This is a genomic window from Micromonospora sediminicola (assembly GCF_900089585.1).
GTDB lineage: Bacteria > Actinomycetota > Actinomycetes > Mycobacteriales > Micromonosporaceae > Micromonospora > Micromonospora sediminicola.
In genome coordinates this window covers 559,569-578,553 of record NZ_FLRH01000003.1, presented here as the reverse complement: position 1 = coordinate 578,553, position 18,985 = coordinate 559,569, and the positions used below count along the sequence as shown (strand labels likewise).

Sequence of the window (18,985 nt, the reverse complement as noted above, 5' to 3'; positions counted from 1 at the left end):
CGCCCCTTTCGCTGCGGGCGATCGGATCCTTCAAGGATAGAAACTTCACTGACGGAAAGCTATCGATTCCGCACCGGGGCGAAGGCTTTAGCACGACTTGCCGCTCATTCATTTCATTCACCCGATAAATGGGAGGCAAGGGGTTGAAGGCGGTCATTTCATCGCGCACGCCGGGGCCGGAGGTTTGGCGGGAGCCGCGATCGGTGATTGACGGTCCATGTCATCGCTGTCCGCGCGGACGCGCGGGGCCGCCTCCCGTGCCGCCGACAACTCCTGGCTGGAGCGCCTGACCCGGGCCGGCTTCGTCGGCTACGGCATCCTGCACCTGCTCTTCGCGTACGTGATCATGAAGGTCGCCCTCGGCGGCCCGGCCGCCGACGGCGACCAGTCGGGCGCCATGCAGCAGATCGCCGACGAGCCGTTCGGCGCGGCGCTCATCGGGGCGATCGTCGTCGGGCTGGTGGCCATGGCGGTCTGGCAGGTGCTGGAGATCGTCCGGGAACGCCGGCTGGGCGAGCGGGCGGCGTCGGCCGGCCGGGCGGCGTTCTACCTCTACCTCGCGTTCAGCGGGGTCAAGGTGCTGCGCGGCAAGAAGTCGTCCAGCGCCGACACCCAGCAGGACGCCGCCGCGGGGCTGCTCGCCTCGGACGCCGGCCGGGTCGCCGTCATGACGGCCGGCCTGGTCCTGGCGGGGATCGGCGTCTGGCTGGCGATCGTCGGGATCACCAGGCGCTTCGAGAAGCACCTGCACGTCGGCCGGATGGCGGCGGCGACGCGGCGGCTGGTCGGCCGGCTCGGCACGGTGGGTTTCACGGCCAAGGGCCTGGCGTACGCGATCGCCGGGATCCTGTTCGTGGTGGCCGCGTGGCGGTACGACCCGGAGAAGGCGCGTGGACTCGACGCGGCGCTGCGCGCGCTCGCCGACGAGAGCTACGGCACCTGGCTGCTGCTCGTGGTGGGGGTCGGGTTCACGGCGTACGGCCTGTTCGCGGTGACCGAGGCGCGCTACCGCAAGGTCTGACCCGGGGCGCGGCGCCGGCACACCGTCGAGATCGATGCCGGGTATCGTCCGGGGACCGACCGGGAGGTGCGATGGGCGCGAAGACGGCGCTGCTGGCGTTCGCCGACGGCGACCTGCGGCCGGCGTTGCGGGCCGCGGTCGCCTCGGACCCGGCGGAGGCCGAGGCTGCCGTCCGGCAGGCCCTTCCCGGGTACGAGGCCACTCCGGCCGGCGACAGCACGCTCGGCGTGACCTGGCCGCCCGACGACGTCACCCACGTCGCGGCGCTACCCGGGGCCACGGTCCTGTGCGACCGCCGGCTGGTCCTCGACCGCCCCTCGGAACTGCCCGAGCACCTACTGCGCCTGGGTGCCGGCAGGCGGATCGTCATGCACGGCATGCACTCGGTGGTGGACGGGCTCTGCTTCCACGTCGTGGACCCCACGGGTCGGGAACAGGCGGCGCGTGCGGCCGCCTACGAACAGGCGATGCGCGCCATGGGGCCGCCGCGAAGGTTCCGCCCGGGACCGGACGGGACCCTGGCGGAGGTCACGCCGTGACCTCACCGCCGCACATTCGCGCCGTGGCCCTCGCCGTGGTGCGACGCGGGGACGACCTCCTGGTCTTCGAGGCGCACGACGCGACGAAGCGGGAGACGTTCTACCGGCCGCTGGGCGGTGGCGTCGAGTTCGGGGAGTCGGCCGCCGAGGCCGTGCGGCGGGAGTTGCGGGAGGAACTGGCGGTCGAGCTGTCCAAGGTGGAACCCCTCGGCGTCCTGGAGAACATCTTCACGGCGTTCGGCCGCGCCGGTCACGAGGTCGTGTTCGTCTTCTCGGCCGACCTGGCGGACCCGTCGATCTACGAGCGGGACGCCGTCGGGATCGTCGCGGACGAGGGCAGCCCGGTCAGCTGGCAGCCGCTGCGCCGCTTCGCCGATGGCGAGGCGATCCTGTATCCGCACGGCCTCCTGAACCTCCTTGCTGCCGCCTCCCCGTTCCCATCGGGTCGATCACCTGCTATCAATACTTGATGATCAAGCCCCGCCCGCGTTGGTCGACCGTCCTCCTCGTCCGGCACGGGCAGGCCGGATCGCACCCGGACCACGCGGGCCGGTGGGACCCGCCCCTGTCGGAGATCGGTCGGGCGCAGGCCGGTGCCCTGGCCGAACGACTCGCCGAACTACGGTTCGACTCCGCGCGCGTGTCGCCGCTGCGGCGGGCCGGCGAGACCGGGCAGCTCATCCATTCCGCCCTGGTCCACCAACCGTCCCTCACCGTGGACGACAGGCTGGCCGAGTGCCACCGGGGTCGGCTGGAGGGCGTGTCGGAGCGTACGCCCGAGTTCCGCGCGGCCTGGCGCGGCGGCACGTGGGCGGCATGGCCCGGCGGTGAGGACCGTGCGCAGTTCCGGTCCCGGGTCGGTGCCGCCCTCGACCGGCTGCACGACTCGCCGGGCAATCACCTGGTCGTCACGCACGGGAACGTGATCAACGAACTGCTCTGCCTGGTGATCGGGGTGACGGGGGTGGCGCCGTTCCGGCCCGCCACCGCGTCGGCCACACTGCTGCGCACCGATTCCGAGGGGACCGTCCAGGTGCTGGCGGTCAACGACCTGTGGCACCTGGAGGACTCCTTCGCCCACCACCTGGCGGGCTGACCGGTGGTGGGCGCAACGACGGACGGGGCCGACGACGCCGGACGCTGGTTCGACCGGATCAGGGCGGTAGCGACGCCGACCGAGCTGTACGCGCTCCTGTTCGCCCTGCCCAAGGGCGCCGACCTGCACATCCACCTCTCCGGCTGCGGTCGGCCAGACGACTGGTACACGCTCGCCACGACGCTGCGCCCCGGTGCCCACGAGGTGCGGGTGACTGACTGCCCCGACGGGCACGCTCGGGGGACCGTGGTCACCGTCCCGGCGGCCACCGTCGCCGCGCTCCCCGCCTGCTGCCGGGCCGGTCACCGGCCGCTGGCCGAGCTGTCCGACGCCGAGCGCGAACGGTGGGACGGCATGCTGACGGTGGGCGAGGACGAGCCCGACTCCTTCTTCGACCGCGTCACCCCGCAGCTCAAGCACCTGCGCAAGGAGCCCGAACTGCTGCTCGGCGTGCTGGCCGCCACCCTCGACCGGGCCGCCGCCGAGCACGTCGACCACCTGGAGTTCCAGACCGGTCCGTTCGGCTACGTGGGTGCCGACGGTCCCGTCCCGCCGGACGAGATGGCGGCGCGGTACCGGGCTGTTCTCTCCGGCGACCGCGCGACGGCGAGCGGAGTGACCGCGCGGCTGCTGATCAACGTCTCGCGTACCGCCGAGGATGTCGAGGACCGGCTGCGGCTCAGCTTCGAGATGGCCGACCGGCACCGGGACCTCTGGACCGGCCTCCACCTGTCGGGGCGTGAGGACCAGGCACGACGGAGTCTCGACGAGTTGGCCGGCACCTACTGGGAGCTGCATCGGCGCTATCCGGAACTGGGCGTGGCCGTACACGCGGGCGAGGGGTTCGGCGCGGCGTACCAGGTGCGGCCCGCGACCCTGCTGCCGGTGTCGCGGATCGGCCACGGCCTCGCCCTGGTCGAGGACGAGGAGACCATGACGGCCCTGGCCGCCGCCGGGGTCGCGGTGGAATGCAGCCTGATCAGCAACGTGCGCCTCGGCCGGATCGACGGGTACGGCGCCCACCCGTTGCGGCGCTTCATCGAAGCCGGGTTGCGGCCCTGCCTGTCGACCGACAATCCGGGGGCCTGGGGCAGCCAGCTCACCGACGAGTTCTACGTGGCGACGCGTCACCTCGACCTGTCCTGGAAGCAGGTGACGGCGCTGGCCCGGAACAGCGTCGACGCGTCGTTCGCGCCACCCGCCGTGAGGGAGCGCCTGCGCCGGCGGCTGGACGACGGGCTGTCCCGCTTCGCCGCCGAGGTGTTGAATCCCGGGTGGCGCACGGCTCTCGCCCGGCACACCCCGGTCATGTCACCGTTCGCGCGCCGGCACCTGCTCTGAACCGACCCGGTCGAGCGCCGTGATGAAGTCGGGGAGCCAGCCGTGGCGCGGATGGGCGTACCGGTAGCAGGCCACGTCGGCCGCGATGACCGACGCGGCCCGTCGGGGCGCCGGATCGCCCAGGTCCGCGAGCAGTTCCCGCCGGCGCCGGTCGGCACTCAGCTCGCGGTGGCGGTTCAGCATGGTCGCGGCCTCGTCCTCGTCGAGCCGGCGCAGCTCCGCGACCTCCGCCACGGCGTCAAGCTCGATGATCGCGTCGACGCGGGCCTCGGGCGCGAGCCGGCAGCCGAGAGCGGTGGCCTCGGCGGTGAGCAGGAACGTCTTGTCCGGCACGCTGCCGTTGGCGGGGTGCGCGTGGGCTGCCTTCGCCAGCGCCGCCGGGCTGAGCGACGGCATGTGGTCCGGCAGCGACGACAGCCTGATCCCCGTCGACCGTGGCCCTCCGGTGACCACCCATCCCGGTGCACGCGACCACAACAACGCGTCGTCGTTGGAGACCAGCCGGCCGTCGAGGCTGCGGACGAGCGACAGCGCGGCGGTGGTCTTGCCCGCACGCTTGTTCCCGACCAGCACGATGCCCCGCCCGGCTGCGGTCACCGCGGCACCGTGCAGCGGGATCGCGCCCCGGGTCAACGCCTGGGCACGGTCGATCGTGCGCAGGTAGCGCAGGGCGATCAGCGGCAGCCAGGTGTCCGAGGGGCACTCGATCCGCAGTGTCCGGGCGGCCGTCACCCAGTGCGCCGAGTGCGGCGGCTGTGTCGGTGCGGCCGGCAGTCCCGTCGCCGTCGTCGGGCCGGTCAGCTCCACCAGCCAGGCCGTCGCGGGGTCGGCCGGGGCCGGGTGGAAGAACGGCGCGGCCAGCCACGCAAGTCGGCGTACGTGCTGCTCGGCGCCGACGAGCCGGTAGCCGCCGACCGTGGATCGCAGCGGGAGTTCGGTCGTCATGCGGGAAGCCGCCGCCACGGCAGAGCCGCCAGGATCGCCCACGCCTGCTCCTCGAAGTCGGTGTCGCCGGAGAGCCGTGCTCGCACCAGCGTGGAGAGGGCGCAGCACAGCCGGGCGTACGTGATCAGGACCGGGTCCGGCCGGACCCCGGAGCGGGTGGTGTACCCGTGCAACAGCGCACGCCGTCCGCCCGGCGGCACCACGGCCTCCCGGTCCCAGATCCGGTCGAGGTCGAGTTCGGCGGGCCCGATCTCGGCGCGCTCGAAGTCGAACAGCAACGTCCCACCGCACGGCTGCCGGCCCACGTTGCGCAGCGAGAAGTCGCCGTGCAGCAGGACCGGTCGCGCCCGCGCGGCAGCCGCCTCCGCCTCCGCCACGAGCTGCGCCGCCCACCCGCCGTGCAGCCGGTGCCGCAGCCGGTCGGCCAGGTCCGGCGCGACGTCGGCCAGCCGGGCGACCTGCGCCGCGTAGGCCGCCGGGCCCACCTCCCGGCGGGGCAGCCCGGCGGGGGGTGGGACGGCGTGCAGCGTGGCGAGGCGCTCGCCGACCTGCGCCAGGGACCCGGCCGTCGCCGGCAGCGGACTCAGGTCCCGCCACCCGAAGCAGTTGTACGCGCCGACGCCGGCGATCACCCCGCCGGACAGCAGCGGTGGCGAGAGGTCCTCGGGGAGGTCGGCCGCCACCGACCGTTCGACGGCGGCCCGGTCGGCCCGTGCGTAGCACTTGACGAACAGTGTGCCCGCGTCGGTCTCGGCCCGGAACCAGGCGTTCACCGACCGGTCCCGGGCGGTACCGGCGACCACCTGGCGCACGACACTCGCCCGCAGGTGGTCGCTGATGTCCTCGACGACGTGGTGCGGCACCGCGCCGACCAGGCCGTAGCCCGGCGGCGTCCCGACCGTCGAGGTCACGGCTCGGTGTCCGCGCGGATGATCTCGTACGGCCGGTCGCCCTCCTGGAAACCCACCAGCTCACGCAGCCGTACGTCGCCGGGCGGGTCGCCGTCGCCCACCAGCACCACGAGTTTGTCGTCGTCCTCGTAGAGCCGGTGGACGATCGCGACGCAGACGCCCTCGGCCTCGCTGACCGGCGCCTCCACCCCGAGCAGGTACGCGTCGAGGTCGTCACCGTCCGGGGCGACGACGCCGGGCAGATAGCCGTAGTTCAGCTCGTACCGGAAGCCCGCCCGTGGATGTCGCGACCCCAGCGGCCGGTCCACGGCGACCCGTACCCGCCGACCCAGGAAGCCCCGGGCGAGTGCCAGCGAGGTCGTACCGGGGTCAGTCGGCTTCCCCACCGTCGTTCTCCTTCAGCCCGCGGCCTGGACGCGCTGCGGCTTGCCGATCCACGTGCAGAGGTAGTCCATGTGTACCAGCCGCTTGTCGGTGGGCACCTGCGGACGCTGCGGGAACTCCTGCGTCGGCTGGATCTCCTTCGGGCAGTACGGGTCCCGGACGAACAGCGAACGCTCGTTGGTCTCGTGCGCGTGGTGCAGGTAGGACCGGCCCGCGCAGCCGCCCCGGCACTGCTGCAACATCTCGCAGCCGGCGCAGCCCGGGATCGCCTCCGGGTTGGCGTTGCGTCGGCGGAACGACTTGAACTGGGGGGACTGGACGATGTCGGCCAGGCTGTCCACCCGGAGGTCGCCGAACTTGTAGTCGTGCAGGTAGACGCAGGGCGAGACCGGGATCCGGCCGTCCGGCGTGATCGAGTGGATCCGGAACGAGGTCCGCCCGCACGGGCAGCCCTTCGCGTTCTGGTAGTTCGTCACGGCCGCGATCGGTGGCTCGCCCAGGTCGACCGGGGAGCACTGCGACATCAGGTACGCGAACCCCTCGTAGTACTGCTCGGCGCTGAGCAGCGACTCCATGTGGGCCGCCTCGACCGGCTTGATCGGGTTGATCCGGATGTGGGCGTCGTACTGGATCGCCAGCTCCACCATGCGCTCCAGGTGCCGCCGGGTGAAGTTCCAGTTCATGCCGCACATGATGAGCGTGTGGTCCAGGCCGTACTGCTGGGCCAGCTCCAACGAGCGGATGGCCTGCTTGTAGATCTTCGCGCCCCGGTTGGCGTTGTGCTCGTCCTCGAACGGGGAGTCGAAGCTGACGTCGAGGTCGTTGAGGCGCAGCCACTGCTTGTTGTGGTCGCGTTCGAGGTGCAGGGCGGTGATGCCGGAGGTGGTCAGACCCACCAGGATCCCCGAGTCGACCAGCCGGTCGATGATGTACGGCAGCAGCGTGTCCTTCGGGTTCGGCCCGTTGGTGAACAGTGGCTCGTTACCGCCGAGGTTCACCGTCTCGACCCCGATCGAGACCAGCTGGTCGACGATCCGGTCGACGATCTCGGTGGAGAAGTTCATGCCCTTCTCCCGGGCCGACATCGAGTAGCAGTGCGTGCACCGGTAGGGACAGTCGTTGCCCAGGGTCCAGCCGATGTTGCGGATGGTGGCCGGGCACTCCTCCAGGTCCTCGTGCTCGATCGGCCCGACCGCCCGGTCGAAGTGCTCCTTGGGGTTGATCTGGCCGAGCAGCACCGGCGGCTTGGGCCGGTTCCAGGGCAGCAGGGACGGGTTCGTCCCCACGGTGGCGTCGGTCATGCTGGGCTCTCCTCGTCAGCAGATGAAGGGGTTCGGCTCGCCGTCGTAGACCAGGCCGGATGCCGCGTACGCCGCGTCGACCCGGTGGGCGAAGGCGTCGTACCAGGGCACGGTGCGGTCCAGTTCCGCCGCGACCAGGTCCGTGACGTCCCGCGTGAGGTCGGCCCCGCCGGCCCCGACGACCGCCATCAGCCGGCCGAAGAACTCGAGGTCGACTTCGCGCAACGAGACGCCGAGGCGGTGGAACTCCCGGAGCGAGTCGGCGTCCAGCGCCTTCGGCGCCGAGATCGGGTCGATGGTGCGGTCGTAGCAGGCGGAGTGCGCCTTGTGCCACGTCTTGAGCGCCCGGTAGACCTCGCGTACCGCCGGGTCCGCGAGCTGGTACCTGTTGTTGCCCAGCCCCGCCGGGTCGCTCTCGAGCAGCCCGTTGCGGGACAACCGACGCGTGAAGTTGGTGCCGTCCGCGGCGTACATCTCGGTGAAGATGCCCTTGGAGACCGTCCAGATGTACCTGCGCATCATGGCCAGGTTCTCCTCCAGCTCGACCATCGTGGTGCGGTCGTCGAAGAGGATGTGACCTGCCTGGACGTAGATCCCATGCCGGTGGAACGTGTCCAGAGCGGCCAGGTTCTGGGCCAGGTCTGCGCGCTTGGCCATCCGCCGCAGCGCCGTTTCCGCGAAGTTCTCGATGCCGCAGGAGAACGAGAAGAACCCGGCGCGGGCCAGCTCGGCGACGACGGTCTCGTTGACCCGGTCGGCCCGGATGGAGCCACGCAGGCGGGGGCGGATGCCCCGGCGGGCGATCTCGTCGGCGAGGGCGGCGCACCACTCCTCGTCGCGCGGCGGCTCGACGAGGCTGTCGTCGATCACCTTGAAGTGGGTGGCGCCCTGGTGGGTGAGCCGCTCCAACTCGTCGACGATGCGCCGGAGGCCCCGCTGCCGCCAGGTGTCGCCGCCCGCGACGCGCTCGAAGGCGACGATCGAGCAGAAGGTGCAGCTGGCCTGGCAGCCGCGGGCGGTCTGGATGTGCACCAGGCTGCGGCGGCGGATGGTGAGCGGCAGGGTGTCCCGGGCCGGGTCGGGCAGGTCGTCGAGCGGGATCTTCGGCCCGGCGGGCGTGTGCCGGGCCACCCCGTCCGGGTCGACGTAACTGACGTTGGGCACGTCCGCCAGCTCGGGCTTTCCGTCGGCCAGGTGACGCGCGATCCCGATGACCGCCGCCTCCCCCTCGCCGCGCACCACGACGTCGACGCCCGTCCGGAGGAACTCGTTGGTGTGGAACGTGGGCCCGTAGCCACCGGCCATGGTGAACGGGCGCAGTCCGCCCGCGCGCACCAGGTCGAGCGTCTCCATGGCCCGGTCCATGTTGGAGCGGTAGCAGGCGAAGCCGAGCAGGGCCGGTTCCCGCCCGACGATGCGGTGGGCCAGTTCGGCGGGTGTCAGCCCTTCCAGCCAACCGTCGACGACGTCCACCTGCCAACCGTCCTCGCGGAGAACCGCCGCCAGGTAGCCGAGGCCGAGGTTCTCCTCGGCGGTCCGGTGCGTCACCGGCGCCGGCGTGGTCAGGAGGATACGGAATCGGGACTGCTCTGCTCGATCGCGCACGCAAGCCCCCCATCAACCGTCGGAACAGCCGGACAGAAACGGACCACGACCTCTACAATTCCCGCGACTTGAGGTCGGGAGCCTAATCAGGACCTCAATGCCCCGTCAAGACTGCCCACAAGTCTCGAAAAGAGGCCGTCGGACGATGCCGGAACCCCGCCGCCAACAATGCGCAACCACCCTTCGAAACGCCACGATCACCGTATGCGACAAAGAGCGTCCTTTCATGTCCACCGATACAACACATCGCTCCCTCCTGCCACCACCGGCAGCTCGAACAGGGGGAACCCGCCGACGCAACCCCTAATCTGCGCGCACCCAAGAATCTGGGGTGTCGACAGGGGCAACGCCCCTGCTAGGGTCTGCCTGGTGAATTCCCATTGACCGGAGTTCACCTTCCCATCAATGAGCGGCAGTCGCCGCAAAAGAGGATAGGAAGGGGGTTATGAAATGTTGATGCAGCTCCGGCCCCGACTGGACAAGATCGGCGCTTCGGCCAAGCCGAAGGACACGGAAAAGGCAAAGTGACATTCCATTGTCACGCCCTCTCCTAAGAGGGGTTGCCGCCACCTGTCGTCCTCTGGTGACGGCAACCCCTCGGCGGCGACCATGGAGCGACGAACGAACGGCGGCACACACGGCATGACCATCGAAGTCGACGCCGGATACCTGTCCCGGATGGCCGAGGTCGGCGCACTCCGGATGCTGGACGGATCACCCGTGGTGGCCGGCGCCGTCGTCGAACCGGTCACGGGTGAGAGCTACTGCCTCGTCGAATACTGTGACGACCGTCTGCTCGTCGAGCCCCGGCGGCGGCAGGAACTCCTCCGGCATCTCGCCGTCGAGTTCCCCGACGCCGCCCGCGCGGTGGTCCGGGCATCCGCCGGCACCGATCTGCCCCCACCCTGGGCGCCACACCTCACCTATGTACGCCACCGGGGCGTCGGCGCCGACGAGGGCGCGACCGTCGAGGTGCGGGCAGCCGAACCGGCCGACGACCACTTGATCGAGGACTGGCTGGCCCGGGCCCTGATCGCGGCCGCACCGCGGTCCGTGGACCCGGCACGCCCCGTCGAGGTCGCCGCAGGCATCCTGGCCGCCCCCGACCGGCGGTCGTACGTGACACTCGCCGACGACCGGCCCGTCGGTCACGTGACGCTGCTGCTGGACGCGCTCGACGACGTCACCGGCCGCCCGTTCGTGGAGCTGCTCGACATCCTCGTCGAGCCCCGCTTCGCCGGCCGCGCGGTGACCGACGCGCTCGTGGCGGCCTCGGCGACCGAGGCGGCCGCCCTGGGCCGTCCCCTCCTCGGCCACGTCGTGCACGGGCCGGACCAGGCCCACGGGGACCGCGTCGTGTGCTCGCTGATCGGCAAGGGCTGGGTCACCGACCACCGTTTCCACACCGTCGCGCTGGAGCGTGCCACCGATGGCCGCTGACCGCCTCTCGCCCGGCCTGCTTCGCCGACTCCTCGACGTCGAGGAGCACCGCAGCGACCGGGCGTTGCTCCGCGCCGCCCGGGACTCCTCGGTGACGCTGCCTCATCTCGTGCTCTCGCTGCTCGAACGTGAGGGGACGACGCTGGGCAGCGGATCCTCGGACGAGTTGCGCCGGGCCCGGCAGCGGGCCGCGCGGTACCGGGACATCCTGACCCGGGCGCGCGAGCTGGCCGACGTCCGGGTGCTCAAGGGGCCCTCGCTGGCCGCCCGCTACCCGGCGGGCGTACTCCGTCCGGTCGGCGACCTGGACCTCGTCGTTGCCGACGAGGCGGGGTTGTGGCGGGTGGCCCACGCGGTGCTGGACGCGTACCCCGTGGAGCACCTCGACCTCACCCTGCTGCGCGACGACGTCCGGCAGCACGTCATGGTGGGGCTGAGCTGGCCCGCCGACGACCCCCTGCTCGACCGTGACGTCAAGGTCGAACTCTCCACCACGGCCCTTCCGGGCAACGGCCGCGACGTCCCGGCACGCCGCCGCCTCCCCGACGATCCCTGGCTCGCCGACCTGCTCACCCTCGCCGAGGAGGGTCTCCAGCGGCGGTTCACCCCGAAGGACGTCGTGGACGTGCTCGTCCTGATCGACGCGGCACACCCGGTCCCGGACGACGCGGCGATCGTCGCCGTGGCACGGGACAACCACCTGGCGCCGGAGCTGGCCCAGCTGCTCGCCCGCTGCTCACCGGTGCTGCCGGCGGACCGCCGGGACGGTCTCGACGCGGCACTCGCGTGTGCCGTCGCCGAGGAGCGGGCCAGGCGGGCGGCGCAGCCGGACCCGGCCGACCCCTCGGCGGTCGCGGCGACCCCGGAAGAACGCCTCCGCGCCGGGCAGCCGGTCTACGGGATGGTGCTGCGCAGGGCCACCAGGCCCGAGCTGACGCTCAGCCGGCTGCACACCCCGGAACCCGACCTGACGCTGCTGCGCACGCCCGTGGCCGACGCGCTGATGGTGACCGGTCAGCTCGTCGATTCGCACCTGTACGACCGGGCGCAGCGGGCCCTGGCCACGTTGGACGGAGCGCGGTGACGGTCCCGGCGGCGGAGGTCCGAGGTCTCGTCCGGACGTACCCTCCGTCCCGCCGCACGTCGACGGCCCGGACCGCGCTCGACGCGGTGGACCTGACGGTGCCCGTCGGCGAGGTGCACGGGCTGCTCGGCCCGAACGGCGCGGGCAAGACGACGCTGTGCCGGATCCTCTCCACCGTGCTGCTGCCCACCTCCGGCGTCGCCCTGGTGCACGGCGTGGACGTGGCGCGGCACCCCGACCGGGTACGCCCGATGGTCGGGCTGGCGTTCGGCGGCGAGCGCGGGCTCTACACCCGCCTGTCGGGCCGGCGCAACCTGCGTTTCTGGGCGGGCCTCTACCGGGTGCCCCGCACCGAGGCGAAACGCCGGGTGGACGAACTCCTCGAGCGGGTCGGCCTCACCGAGCGGGCGGACGACCGGGTGGAGACCTACTCGTTGGGCATGAAGCAACGTCTGCACGTGGCCCGGAGCCTGGTCGGCGACCCGCGGGTGGTGATCCTCGACGAACCGACCAACGGCCTCGACCCGGTGGCCACCCGCGAGGTCCGCGCCCTGGTCCACGAACTTCGTGACGAGGGCCGGACGGTGCTCCTGACCACCCACGACATGGCCGAGGCCGAGGCACTCTGCGACCGGGTCTCGCTCCTCGACGGCGGCCGGCTGCTGCGCACCGAGTCGCCGCGCACCCTCGGCGGCTGGCTGTCGGCGTACGAGCGGATCGACGCGACCGGGGTGCCCCCGCAGGTCGCGGCCACCCTCGCCGGTGTCCACGGGGTGACGGAGGTCGAGCGCACGAACGCGGAGACGCTCCGCGTGCACGTCAGCTCGACCTCCGCCACGCGCCAGGTGCTGCACCTGCTGCTGGAGGCCGGCGTGACGTCCATGGCGACCAGCCGACCGTCGTTGGAAGAGGTGTACCTGCACCTCTTCGGCCAGAAGAAGCTGCGGGTATGAGGGCCGCCGCCACGGCCGTACGGCTGCAACTGGCCGTGTTGCGCACCTCGCCGGGAGACCTGCTGGCCCTGACGACCGTGCCGCTGCTCACCGCGATCTTCCTGGCCATCACCCGCCACGCCGGCCGGGGTGACCTCGCCGGATACGCGGTGCTGGCGCCGGCTGTCATGGCGATCCTCGCCACGGCGATCACCACGTCCGGCGAGATCATCGAGATCGACCGACGCAGCGGCGTCCTCGAACTCCTCCTGGCCAGCCCCACCGCCCTCGCCATGGTGGTCTCCGCGCGGGTCACCACCGTGACGGCGGTCAGCCTGCTCGCGGTCGGTGAGAGCTGGCTGGTGGCCCTGGCATTGGGGACGAAGGTTCCGATCGCCCACCCGCTGATCTTCCTCGCCACCCTGTCCGTCACGGCGATGGCGATGTCGGGCACCGCCGCCGTCATGGCCGCGCTGTTCGTGCTCAGCCGCTCCGCCCGCGCGTACCAGAACTCACTGACCTATCCGCTGTACCTGCTCGGCGGCGCGCTCGTGCCCGTGGCGCTGCTGCCCGGTTGGTTGCGGCCGCTGGCGCTACCCAACTTCCTGGCCTGGGCGACCGACCTGCTCCGGGACTCCCTCGACCCCGATCCGGTCCGGACGGCCCCGGCCCGGCTCGCGGTCGTGCTGACGCTCGGCGTCACCGGGTACGCCGTCGGCCACCTGCTGGTCCGGCGGGTCGCCGAACGGCTCCGCCGGACGGGCAGCGCGGGGTGGGCATGACCGACCCGGCCGCGCCGCCCTCCGTCCGGCCGCAGCGGCGCGCGCCGGCGCGCGCCCTGATGCAGACGGCGGAGGCCCTACGGCTCGCCGCCGCCGCCGGCTTCGCCGACTTCGCCGCCATCCACACCTGGCGCACCTGGCTCTTCGGCTGGTTGGGACGGGTGTTGTGCCAGGTCGCCTTCTTCGCGCTGATCGGCCGGTTGCTCGACTCCGCCGACAGCACCCGCTACCTGCTGGTCGGCAACGCGGTGCTGATCGCGGTCATGGAGTCGATGTTCGTGGTCGCCTCCACCACCTGGGAACGACGCACCGGCGTCCTTCCCCTGCTGGTCGCCGCACCCACCGACCCGGTGCTGGTGTTCTGCGGTCGCAGCGCGCAGTGGTTGGCCAGCGGCACGGTGAGCGCGACGATCGCCCTCTTCGTCATGGCACCGGTGTTCGGCGTGGAACTGCCGATGCCCCGGGCGCTGCTGGTCGTGCCGTTGATCGGCCTGGTGTCGGTCAGCGCCTACTGCTTCGCCCTGGTGCTCGCCGGCCTCGTGCTGCGGGCCATGATGCTGCGCAACGTCGTCGGCAACATCGGCTGGTTGTGCATCTCCCTGGTGGCCGGCGCCCAGGTGCCGGTTCAGGCGCTGCCGGACTGGTTGCGGGCGGTCGGCTTCGTCAGTCCCGCCCGGCACGGCACGGCCGCCGTCCGCGCCACGCTGGACCACCGGCCGGGATCGGAGGTGCTGCGCCAGGCCGGGTTGGAACTGCTGGTGGCGGCCGGCTGGCTCACCGTCGCGGTGTTGACGTTCCGCCGGCTGGCCGAGCACGGACGACGGGACGGGTCGATCACTTTCGACGGTTAGTGGCGAACCACGGCCGGCGGTGGTGCGGAACACCGCCGCTGGTGTCACGTCCGGTCGGTCATCCCTGTCTACAGGTCATGGGCGAGGGACACCGATCCGTCTCTCGCCGGTGGCGGCGGCATGCCGCACGACCATGGGAGAGACGACCATGAGACTCAGCGTTCACACCTTCGTCAGCCTCGACGGAGTCATGCAGGGGCCGGGTGGGGTACAGGAGGATCCGTCCCACGGCTTCGTCCGCGGCGGTTGGCTGGTGCCCCACAGCGGCGAAGGGCAGCTCGAGCCGGTAGCCGGCTGGTTCGGTAAGGCCGAGGCGATCCTACTGGGGCGGACCACCTTCCAGATGATGCGCCGGTACTGGTCGACGGTGACCGATCCCGACAACGTCGTGGCCACGGCGCTCAATCACGTGCGGAAGTACGTCGTGAGCAGCACGCTCACCGACGACGAGGCCGCCTGGGGCACGACCACCGTGCTGCGCGGCGACGACGTCGTCGGGCAGGTGCGACGGCTCAAGGAGCAGCCGGGCGGCGAGTTGCAGGTGCACGGTAGTTGGCAACTCGTCCGCACGCTGCACGATGCCGGGCTGGTCGACGTCTACCGGGTCATCCAGTTCCCGGTCGTCGTCGGCGACGGCAAGCGCCTGTTCGCCGACGGCGCGGCCCCGGCCAGCTACCGGGTCGCCGAGTCCCAGGTCATGAACGGCGGTTCCGGGGCGGTCGCGCTGACGCTCCAGCAGACCACGTTCGCCACGGCCGAAGCCGGCGAGTTCGTGGTCCGCGACGGCAGGGAGAGCATCCGCTAGGTGGCCGGCGGGGTGGCACGCGGACGACAGGTGCCACCCCGCCGACCACGATCCTCGGTATCCCGAACCTGGTTCGCGGCCGTGGTGCCGTCAGTTCGTGAGACCGCCGAGCTTGTCAGGATTGACCTGGAAGCGGAGGTGACGCAGCAGGCCACCGTCCTCGATGTCGAAGGTGAGCACCCCAAGGGGCCTACCGCCCATGAGGCACAGGATGCCGAGTTCCCCGTTGACGACGGCCGTTACGACTGCCGCCGACGCCATCTCGGGCTTGGCCATGACGCCCAGCAGCCAACGCGCGACGTTGCCGGGACCGTGCAGCGGACGGATCGCCGCGGTGACCTTCCCCCCACCGTCGGACCACGCGGTGACCTCGGGTGCGAGCAGTTCCATGACGGCGTTCAGGTCGCCTCCGGCGCAGGCGCTCATGAATCGGGCGGTGATCTGTTCGCGCCGGGCCGGGTCCGCGTCGAACCGGACGTGCCGGGCCTGAACGTGAGCGCGGGCCCGGCGGTGGATCTGCCGGACCGTGGGTTCCGGGCGGTCCAGGAATCCGGCGATCTCGCCGTGGGCGAAGCCGAACGCCTCACGCAGCACGAACACCGCGCGCTCCACGGGGGTCAGGGTCTCCAGCACGACGAGCATCGCCATCGAGACGTTCTCGACCGTCTCGCTCACGTGGGCGATGTCGGGTGAGGTGAGCAGCGGCTCGGGCAGCCACGGGCCGACGTACGACTCGCGAGTGGCCCGGGCCGAGGTCAGCCTGTTCAACGCCAGGTTGGTCACCGTCCGGACCAGGTACGCCCGGGGATGGCGTACCTCGGCCCGGTCTGCCTTGTTCCAGGCCAGCCAGGCGTCCTGGACGATGTCCTCGGCGTCGGCGACCGACCCGAGCATCCGGTAGGCGGTGGCGAAGAGCAACCCCCGGTGCGCGGTGAAGGGGTCCTGCTCGGTCCCGTCCTGGATCGTCACCGGGGTATCGTGCCAGCTCCGCCCACTTCGGCCGGGAGGCGGTGCGCTGCGACGACGTGCCGATGGCATGTCAGGCACACATGGCGGCCAGGCCCGCGGCACAGTCGCGGTGACGCGGCGTCCAGCCCAGCTCCGCCCGGGCTCTGGCGTTGGACACTCGCATGCTGGTGGTGAACATCCGGTGGGCGTACGACATCGGGCGGGTGAGCCAGGCCGGTACGGTCATCGGCCGGGGGGTGCCGAACGCGGCGGCGACCGCGTGCACGTGCGCGCCGAAGCCCATCGGCGCGTCGTCGACGATGTTGTACGCCTGCCCGGGGCGCCCGCCCTCCACGGCCAGCGCCACCGCCCGGGCGGCGTCGCCCAGCTCGACCCACGGCAGCACCCGGCCACGATCGGCCACGGCCGGCAGCCTGCGTTTGTTCAGCAGGTCCACCATCGCCTCGGTGCCACCGGGCCCGTAGAACAGACCGAAGCGCAGCACGATGCCCTCGATGCCGTCAGCGCCGGTCACCAACTGTTCCTTGACGCGCATCGCGTCGACGTGTGCCTGCGACCGCCGGTCCTGGCCCGCCGGACCGAACTCGTCGCACTCGGTGAGGACCCGGTCGCCCATGTCCTGATATCCGTATCCGAACACCATCGACTCGGCGATCATCCGCCGGGCGCCGGTGATCCGTGCCGCCTCGACCAGGTTGGCGGTTCCGATGGTTCGAAGGGCGTCGGTCGCGGCCATGTCGGCGTGCCGCATCGGCGCGCGCCGTAGTGCGGTCGCGCCGTGCACGATCGTGTCGATCGCCATACCGTCCACGGCCCGCACCAGCGCCGACCGGTCCAGCAGGTCCGCCACGACGCTGTTGCCCGGCCCCCGGCCCAGCCCCAGCACGCGGTAGCCCGCGGCGGTCAGCTCCGCGGCGACGTGCCGTCCGAAGACGCCGCTCGCCCCTGCCAACAGAACGTTCCTGATGTCTGTCATGACCAGGTGACAGAACGGCTGCCACGGACGTGACACCGTGCCGGGTGACCTGAGACACGGGCCCGGGAGAGCGGTCGCACCCGCCGCCGGGCGAGCGTCGCTGTCATCGTCCGTCCGCCGGCGGGGTCCGTCGCTTCCGTGCGCGGCGGGCGGGGGCGGCTCGGTCGGCGCGTGACCGGGATCGGACCGGCCGATGCCCCCGGTCGGGTATCGGCCGGTACAGATGTGCCCGCGCCGGTGGACGCGTCTCGACCTCACCGGCCGTTGTCGCCCGTCGCACCAGCTCGTTGGATTCCTCCGTCGGGCAACCCGCGGCGCGCAGCACCTCGCTGCCGGCCGTACGAATATCGTTGATCATCGCCTCACCGTCCGAACGCACCCCCTGCCCCCAGGCACGGCCGACACACTGGGCGCTCTCCAGGACGAGTTGGTCAACCCGGGTGAACTCGCGCTCGTCACGACATGCCTGGTGCAGCTCCCGCAGGGCATCGGCGAGTCGAGACAGGGCCATGGGCAGTGCGGGCGGTACGGGCTCGTCGTGTTGCAGGGCGGTGACGGTACGGCGCGCCACGGACCGGGTGTAGAGGATCACCTGTTCGAGGTGACGCAGGGCGGCGGCGTACCGGTGGAAGTGTTGCCGGCGGCGCCAGCGGGCCGGCGCGATGGTGACCACCTCCTGGGCCCCGCTGAGCGCGTCGGTGAGCCGGCCGACGTCGGGGCCGAGATTGCGCAGGGCCTCCAGGGCACGCATGGCCGCCTCCGCGTCCCGGTTCGTCTGCGCCTCGGCGATGGCGTCGAGCTGCCGAGTCAGTCCCGAGATGACGGGCTGGGCCGAATTGTCGAGTATTCGTAGCGGGTTCACCGGAAGCAGCACCGCCACCACGAAGAGTCCCGCCAGCCCGCCGATCAGAGCGTCGACAATTCGGGGCACCTCCAGGTTGTGGTCGGCGGGGGCCAGGGTGGCGATCAGCACGGCGGTGCCGCCCGCCTGGCCGACCAGGGCACCACCGCGCCCGGCCACCAGCAACGCGGTGGCGATGGCCACGGTGACCACGAGGCCGGTCTGCACGACGCCGGAACCGAGGAAGTAGCGCAGCACATCGCTGACCACGATGCCGACGCCGACGCCGGCGAGCAGTTCCAGGGTGCGCCGGACACGCTGACCGATCGCGGTGGCGATGGTGCCGACCGCCGCGGCCGGAGCGAAGACGTGGGCCCCGGGCCCGAGCCGGGCCGCCAGCAACGCGGCCAAGCCGGCCGCCAGCCCGGCCTGCACGGCGATCATCAGGATGATCTCCAGTTGACGCCGGCGGGCGCGCCCGAACGCCCCGCCTTCCTCCCGCGCGGTGGAGAGCAGGTGGCCGCCCCGCTCGACGACCCGGTCGAGCGGGGAACGGGCGACATCACGGTCATGATCGGCCATGGGGGTGATTACCCCGCCGTGAGCGGACGAATCACCCATGAAGGCCGCAGCGCCCGACACTGCGGGAACTGGCGATGTTCTGGGCCGGGATCAACGGGGTGGCGATCATCGCGGTAGCCGTCGCGCTGACACTGCTGCTGTCGGGGCGCGCCCGGGTGGCCGATCACGGAGTGGGCACCGCGGCCGGACCGATCGCGCCCGCCCCGGCCGGCTGGCCCTCGACTGCCGCAGGCCGCGGAGGAGCCGCACCACGTCGCATCCGCTGTCCGCACAGGCCGAACAGCAATAAGGGCCCGAACCGCGTTTCCGCAGTTCGGGCCCTTATCAATCCTGTGCGCCCGAAGGGACTCGAACCCCTAACCTTCTGATCCGTAGTCAGATGCTCTATCCATTGAGCTACGGGCGCCCGGTGCTCGGCCAGTCTACACAACCGGCTTTCGCGCGGAGACTCCGGGATTCGAACCCGGGAGGGGCTTTAAGACCCCAACCGCATTAGCAGTGCGGCGCCATAGACCAGACTAGGCGAAGTCTCCCTGGTGGCCCGGAGGTCACCGCGCCCGAGAATACAGGTCCGCACCCG

19 protein-coding genes and 2 tRNA genes are annotated in these 18,985 nt (G+C 71.7%); 11 read left to right on the top strand and 10 right to left on the bottom strand.

Annotation, left to right across the window (positions count from 1 at the left end; all coding sequences use genetic code 11):
* The first annotated feature begins 217 nt into the window (after positions 1–217).
* The 5 genes from GA0070622_RS03225 (at position 218) to GA0070622_RS03205 (ending at position 3,997) form a co-directional block, all read left to right on the top strand.
* Positions 218–1,021: a DUF1206 domain-containing protein gene (locus tag GA0070622_RS03225; RefSeq protein ID WP_091568284.1), complete on the top strand. Its 804-nt coding sequence runs from the start codon at positions 218–220 to the stop codon at positions 1,019–1,021.
* 71 nt (positions 1,022–1,092) lie between these two features.
* On the top strand, positions 1,093–1,560 hold the full coding sequence (locus GA0070622_RS03220) for a DUF6928 family protein (RefSeq protein WP_176710408.1): 468 nt from the start codon (positions 1,093–1,095) through the stop codon (positions 1,558–1,560).
* Complete coding sequence (locus tag GA0070622_RS03215; protein WP_091568280.1) at positions 1,557–2,030, top strand: NUDIX hydrolase; 474 nt, start codon at positions 1,557–1,559, stop codon at positions 2,028–2,030. The genes GA0070622_RS03220 and GA0070622_RS03215 overlap by 4 nt, the downstream gene beginning before the upstream one ends.
* Entirely contained in the window at positions 2,030–2,656 is a 627-nt protein-coding gene (locus tag GA0070622_RS03210) for a histidine phosphatase family protein (protein ID WP_091568275.1), read from the top strand. The genes GA0070622_RS03215 and GA0070622_RS03210 overlap by 1 nt, the downstream gene beginning before the upstream one ends.
* Positions 2,657–2,662: 6 nt before the next feature.
* Positions 2,663–3,997 carry an amidohydrolase family protein gene (locus tag GA0070622_RS03205; protein WP_141561950.1) on the top strand — a complete coding sequence of 445 codons (1,335 nt, stop codon included), beginning with the start codon at positions 2,663–2,665 and terminating at the stop codon, positions 3,995–3,997.
* On the opposite strand, the gene GA0070622_RS03200 is transcribed toward GA0070622_RS03205, so the two are convergent.
* Genes GA0070622_RS03200 through GA0070622_RS03180 form a run of 5 tightly spaced genes read right to left on the bottom strand, consistent with a single transcriptional unit; the run spans position 3,968 to position 9,086 of the window.
* A complete protein-coding gene (locus GA0070622_RS03200) occupies positions 3,968–4,942 on the bottom strand; it encodes a phosphoenolpyruvate carboxykinase (ATP) (protein ID WP_091568265.1) in 975 nt (324 codons plus the stop codon). The two genes, GA0070622_RS03205 and GA0070622_RS03200, sit on opposite strands and share 30 nt — an antisense overlap.
* The gene (locus GA0070622_RS03195) at positions 4,939–5,853 is read right to left on the bottom strand and encodes a phosphotransferase (RefSeq protein ID WP_091568260.1); all 915 of its coding nucleotides are present in this window, start codon (positions 5,851–5,853) and stop codon (positions 4,939–4,941) included. Before GA0070622_RS03195 ends, GA0070622_RS03200 begins: the two co-directional genes overlap by 4 nt.
* Positions 5,850–6,239, bottom strand: a complete 390-nt coding sequence (locus GA0070622_RS03190) for a hypothetical protein (RefSeq protein ID WP_091568256.1) — start codon at positions 6,237–6,239, stop codon at positions 5,850–5,852. The genes GA0070622_RS03195 and GA0070622_RS03190 overlap by 4 nt, the downstream gene beginning before the upstream one ends.
* A 12-nt stretch (positions 6,240–6,251) precedes the next feature.
* Positions 6,252–7,538, bottom strand: a complete 1,287-nt coding sequence (locus tag GA0070622_RS03185) for a radical SAM/SPASM domain-containing protein (protein ID WP_091568252.1) — start codon at positions 7,536–7,538, stop codon at positions 6,252–6,254.
* 15 nt (positions 7,539–7,553) lie between these two features.
* Positions 7,554–9,086, bottom strand: a complete 1,533-nt coding sequence (locus tag GA0070622_RS03180) for a B12-binding domain-containing radical SAM protein (protein WP_218012421.1) — start codon at positions 9,084–9,086, stop codon at positions 7,554–7,556.
* Between the two features lie 699 nt (positions 9,087–9,785).
* On the opposite strand from GA0070622_RS03180, the gene GA0070622_RS32360 reads away from it, so the two are divergent.
* The 6 genes from GA0070622_RS32360 to GA0070622_RS03150 all read left to right on the top strand — a co-directional run bounded on the left by GA0070622_RS32360 (position 9,786) and on the right by GA0070622_RS03150 (position 15,037).
* Complete coding sequence (locus tag GA0070622_RS32360; RefSeq protein ID WP_091568248.1) at positions 9,786–10,583, top strand: hypothetical protein; 798 nt, start codon at positions 9,786–9,788, stop codon at positions 10,581–10,583.
* The gene (locus tag GA0070622_RS03170; protein ID WP_091568245.1) at positions 10,573–11,667 is read left to right on the top strand and encodes a nucleotidyltransferase family protein; all 1,095 of its coding nucleotides are present in this window, start codon (positions 10,573–10,575) and stop codon (positions 11,665–11,667) included. The genes GA0070622_RS32360 and GA0070622_RS03170 overlap by 11 nt, the downstream gene beginning before the upstream one ends.
* The gene (locus GA0070622_RS03165) at positions 11,664–12,620 is read left to right on the top strand and encodes an ABC transporter ATP-binding protein (RefSeq protein ID WP_091568241.1); all 957 of its coding nucleotides are present in this window, start codon (positions 11,664–11,666) and stop codon (positions 12,618–12,620) included. Before GA0070622_RS03170 ends, GA0070622_RS03165 begins: the two co-directional genes overlap by 4 nt.
* Positions 12,617–13,381, top strand: a complete 765-nt coding sequence (locus tag GA0070622_RS03160) for an ABC transporter permease (RefSeq protein WP_091568237.1) — start codon at positions 12,617–12,619, stop codon at positions 13,379–13,381. Before GA0070622_RS03165 ends, GA0070622_RS03160 begins: the two co-directional genes overlap by 4 nt.
* Entirely contained in the window at positions 13,378–14,232 is an 855-nt protein-coding gene (locus GA0070622_RS03155) for an ABC transporter permease (RefSeq protein WP_141561953.1), read from the top strand. The genes GA0070622_RS03160 and GA0070622_RS03155 overlap by 4 nt, the downstream gene beginning before the upstream one ends.
* 148 nt (positions 14,233–14,380) lie before the next feature.
* On the top strand, positions 14,381–15,037 hold the full coding sequence (locus tag GA0070622_RS03150; protein WP_091568227.1) for a dihydrofolate reductase family protein: 657 nt from the start codon (positions 14,381–14,383) through the stop codon (positions 15,035–15,037).
* Between the two features lie 90 nt (positions 15,038–15,127).
* Here the strand turns inward: GA0070622_RS03150 and GA0070622_RS03145 are convergent, their stop codons facing one another.
* The 5 genes from GA0070622_RS03145 to GA0070622_RS03125 form a co-directional block, all read right to left on the bottom strand.
* Entirely contained in the window at positions 15,128–16,006 is an 879-nt protein-coding gene (locus tag GA0070622_RS03145; RefSeq protein ID WP_245666115.1) for an RNA polymerase sigma-70 factor, read from the bottom strand.
* Between the two features lie 70 nt (positions 16,007–16,076).
* The gene (locus GA0070622_RS03140) at positions 16,077–16,958 is read right to left on the bottom strand and encodes an NAD-dependent epimerase/dehydratase family protein (RefSeq protein WP_218060564.1); all 882 of its coding nucleotides are present in this window, start codon (positions 16,956–16,958) and stop codon (positions 16,077–16,079) included.
* A 127-nt stretch (positions 16,959–17,085) separates the two neighbouring features.
* Positions 17,086–18,405 (bottom strand): FUSC family protein, encoded by a 1,320-nt coding sequence (locus GA0070622_RS03135; RefSeq protein WP_091568213.1) that lies wholly within the window; start codon positions 18,403–18,405, stop codon positions 17,086–17,088.
* Positions 18,406–18,738: 333 nt separating this feature from the next.
* Positions 18,739–18,811 (bottom strand) — tRNA-Arg (locus GA0070622_RS03130).
* Between the two features lie 36 nt (positions 18,812–18,847).
* A tRNA-Ser gene (locus tag GA0070622_RS03125) sits at positions 18,848–18,938 on the bottom strand.
* Between the last annotated feature and the right edge of the window lie 47 nt (positions 18,939–18,985).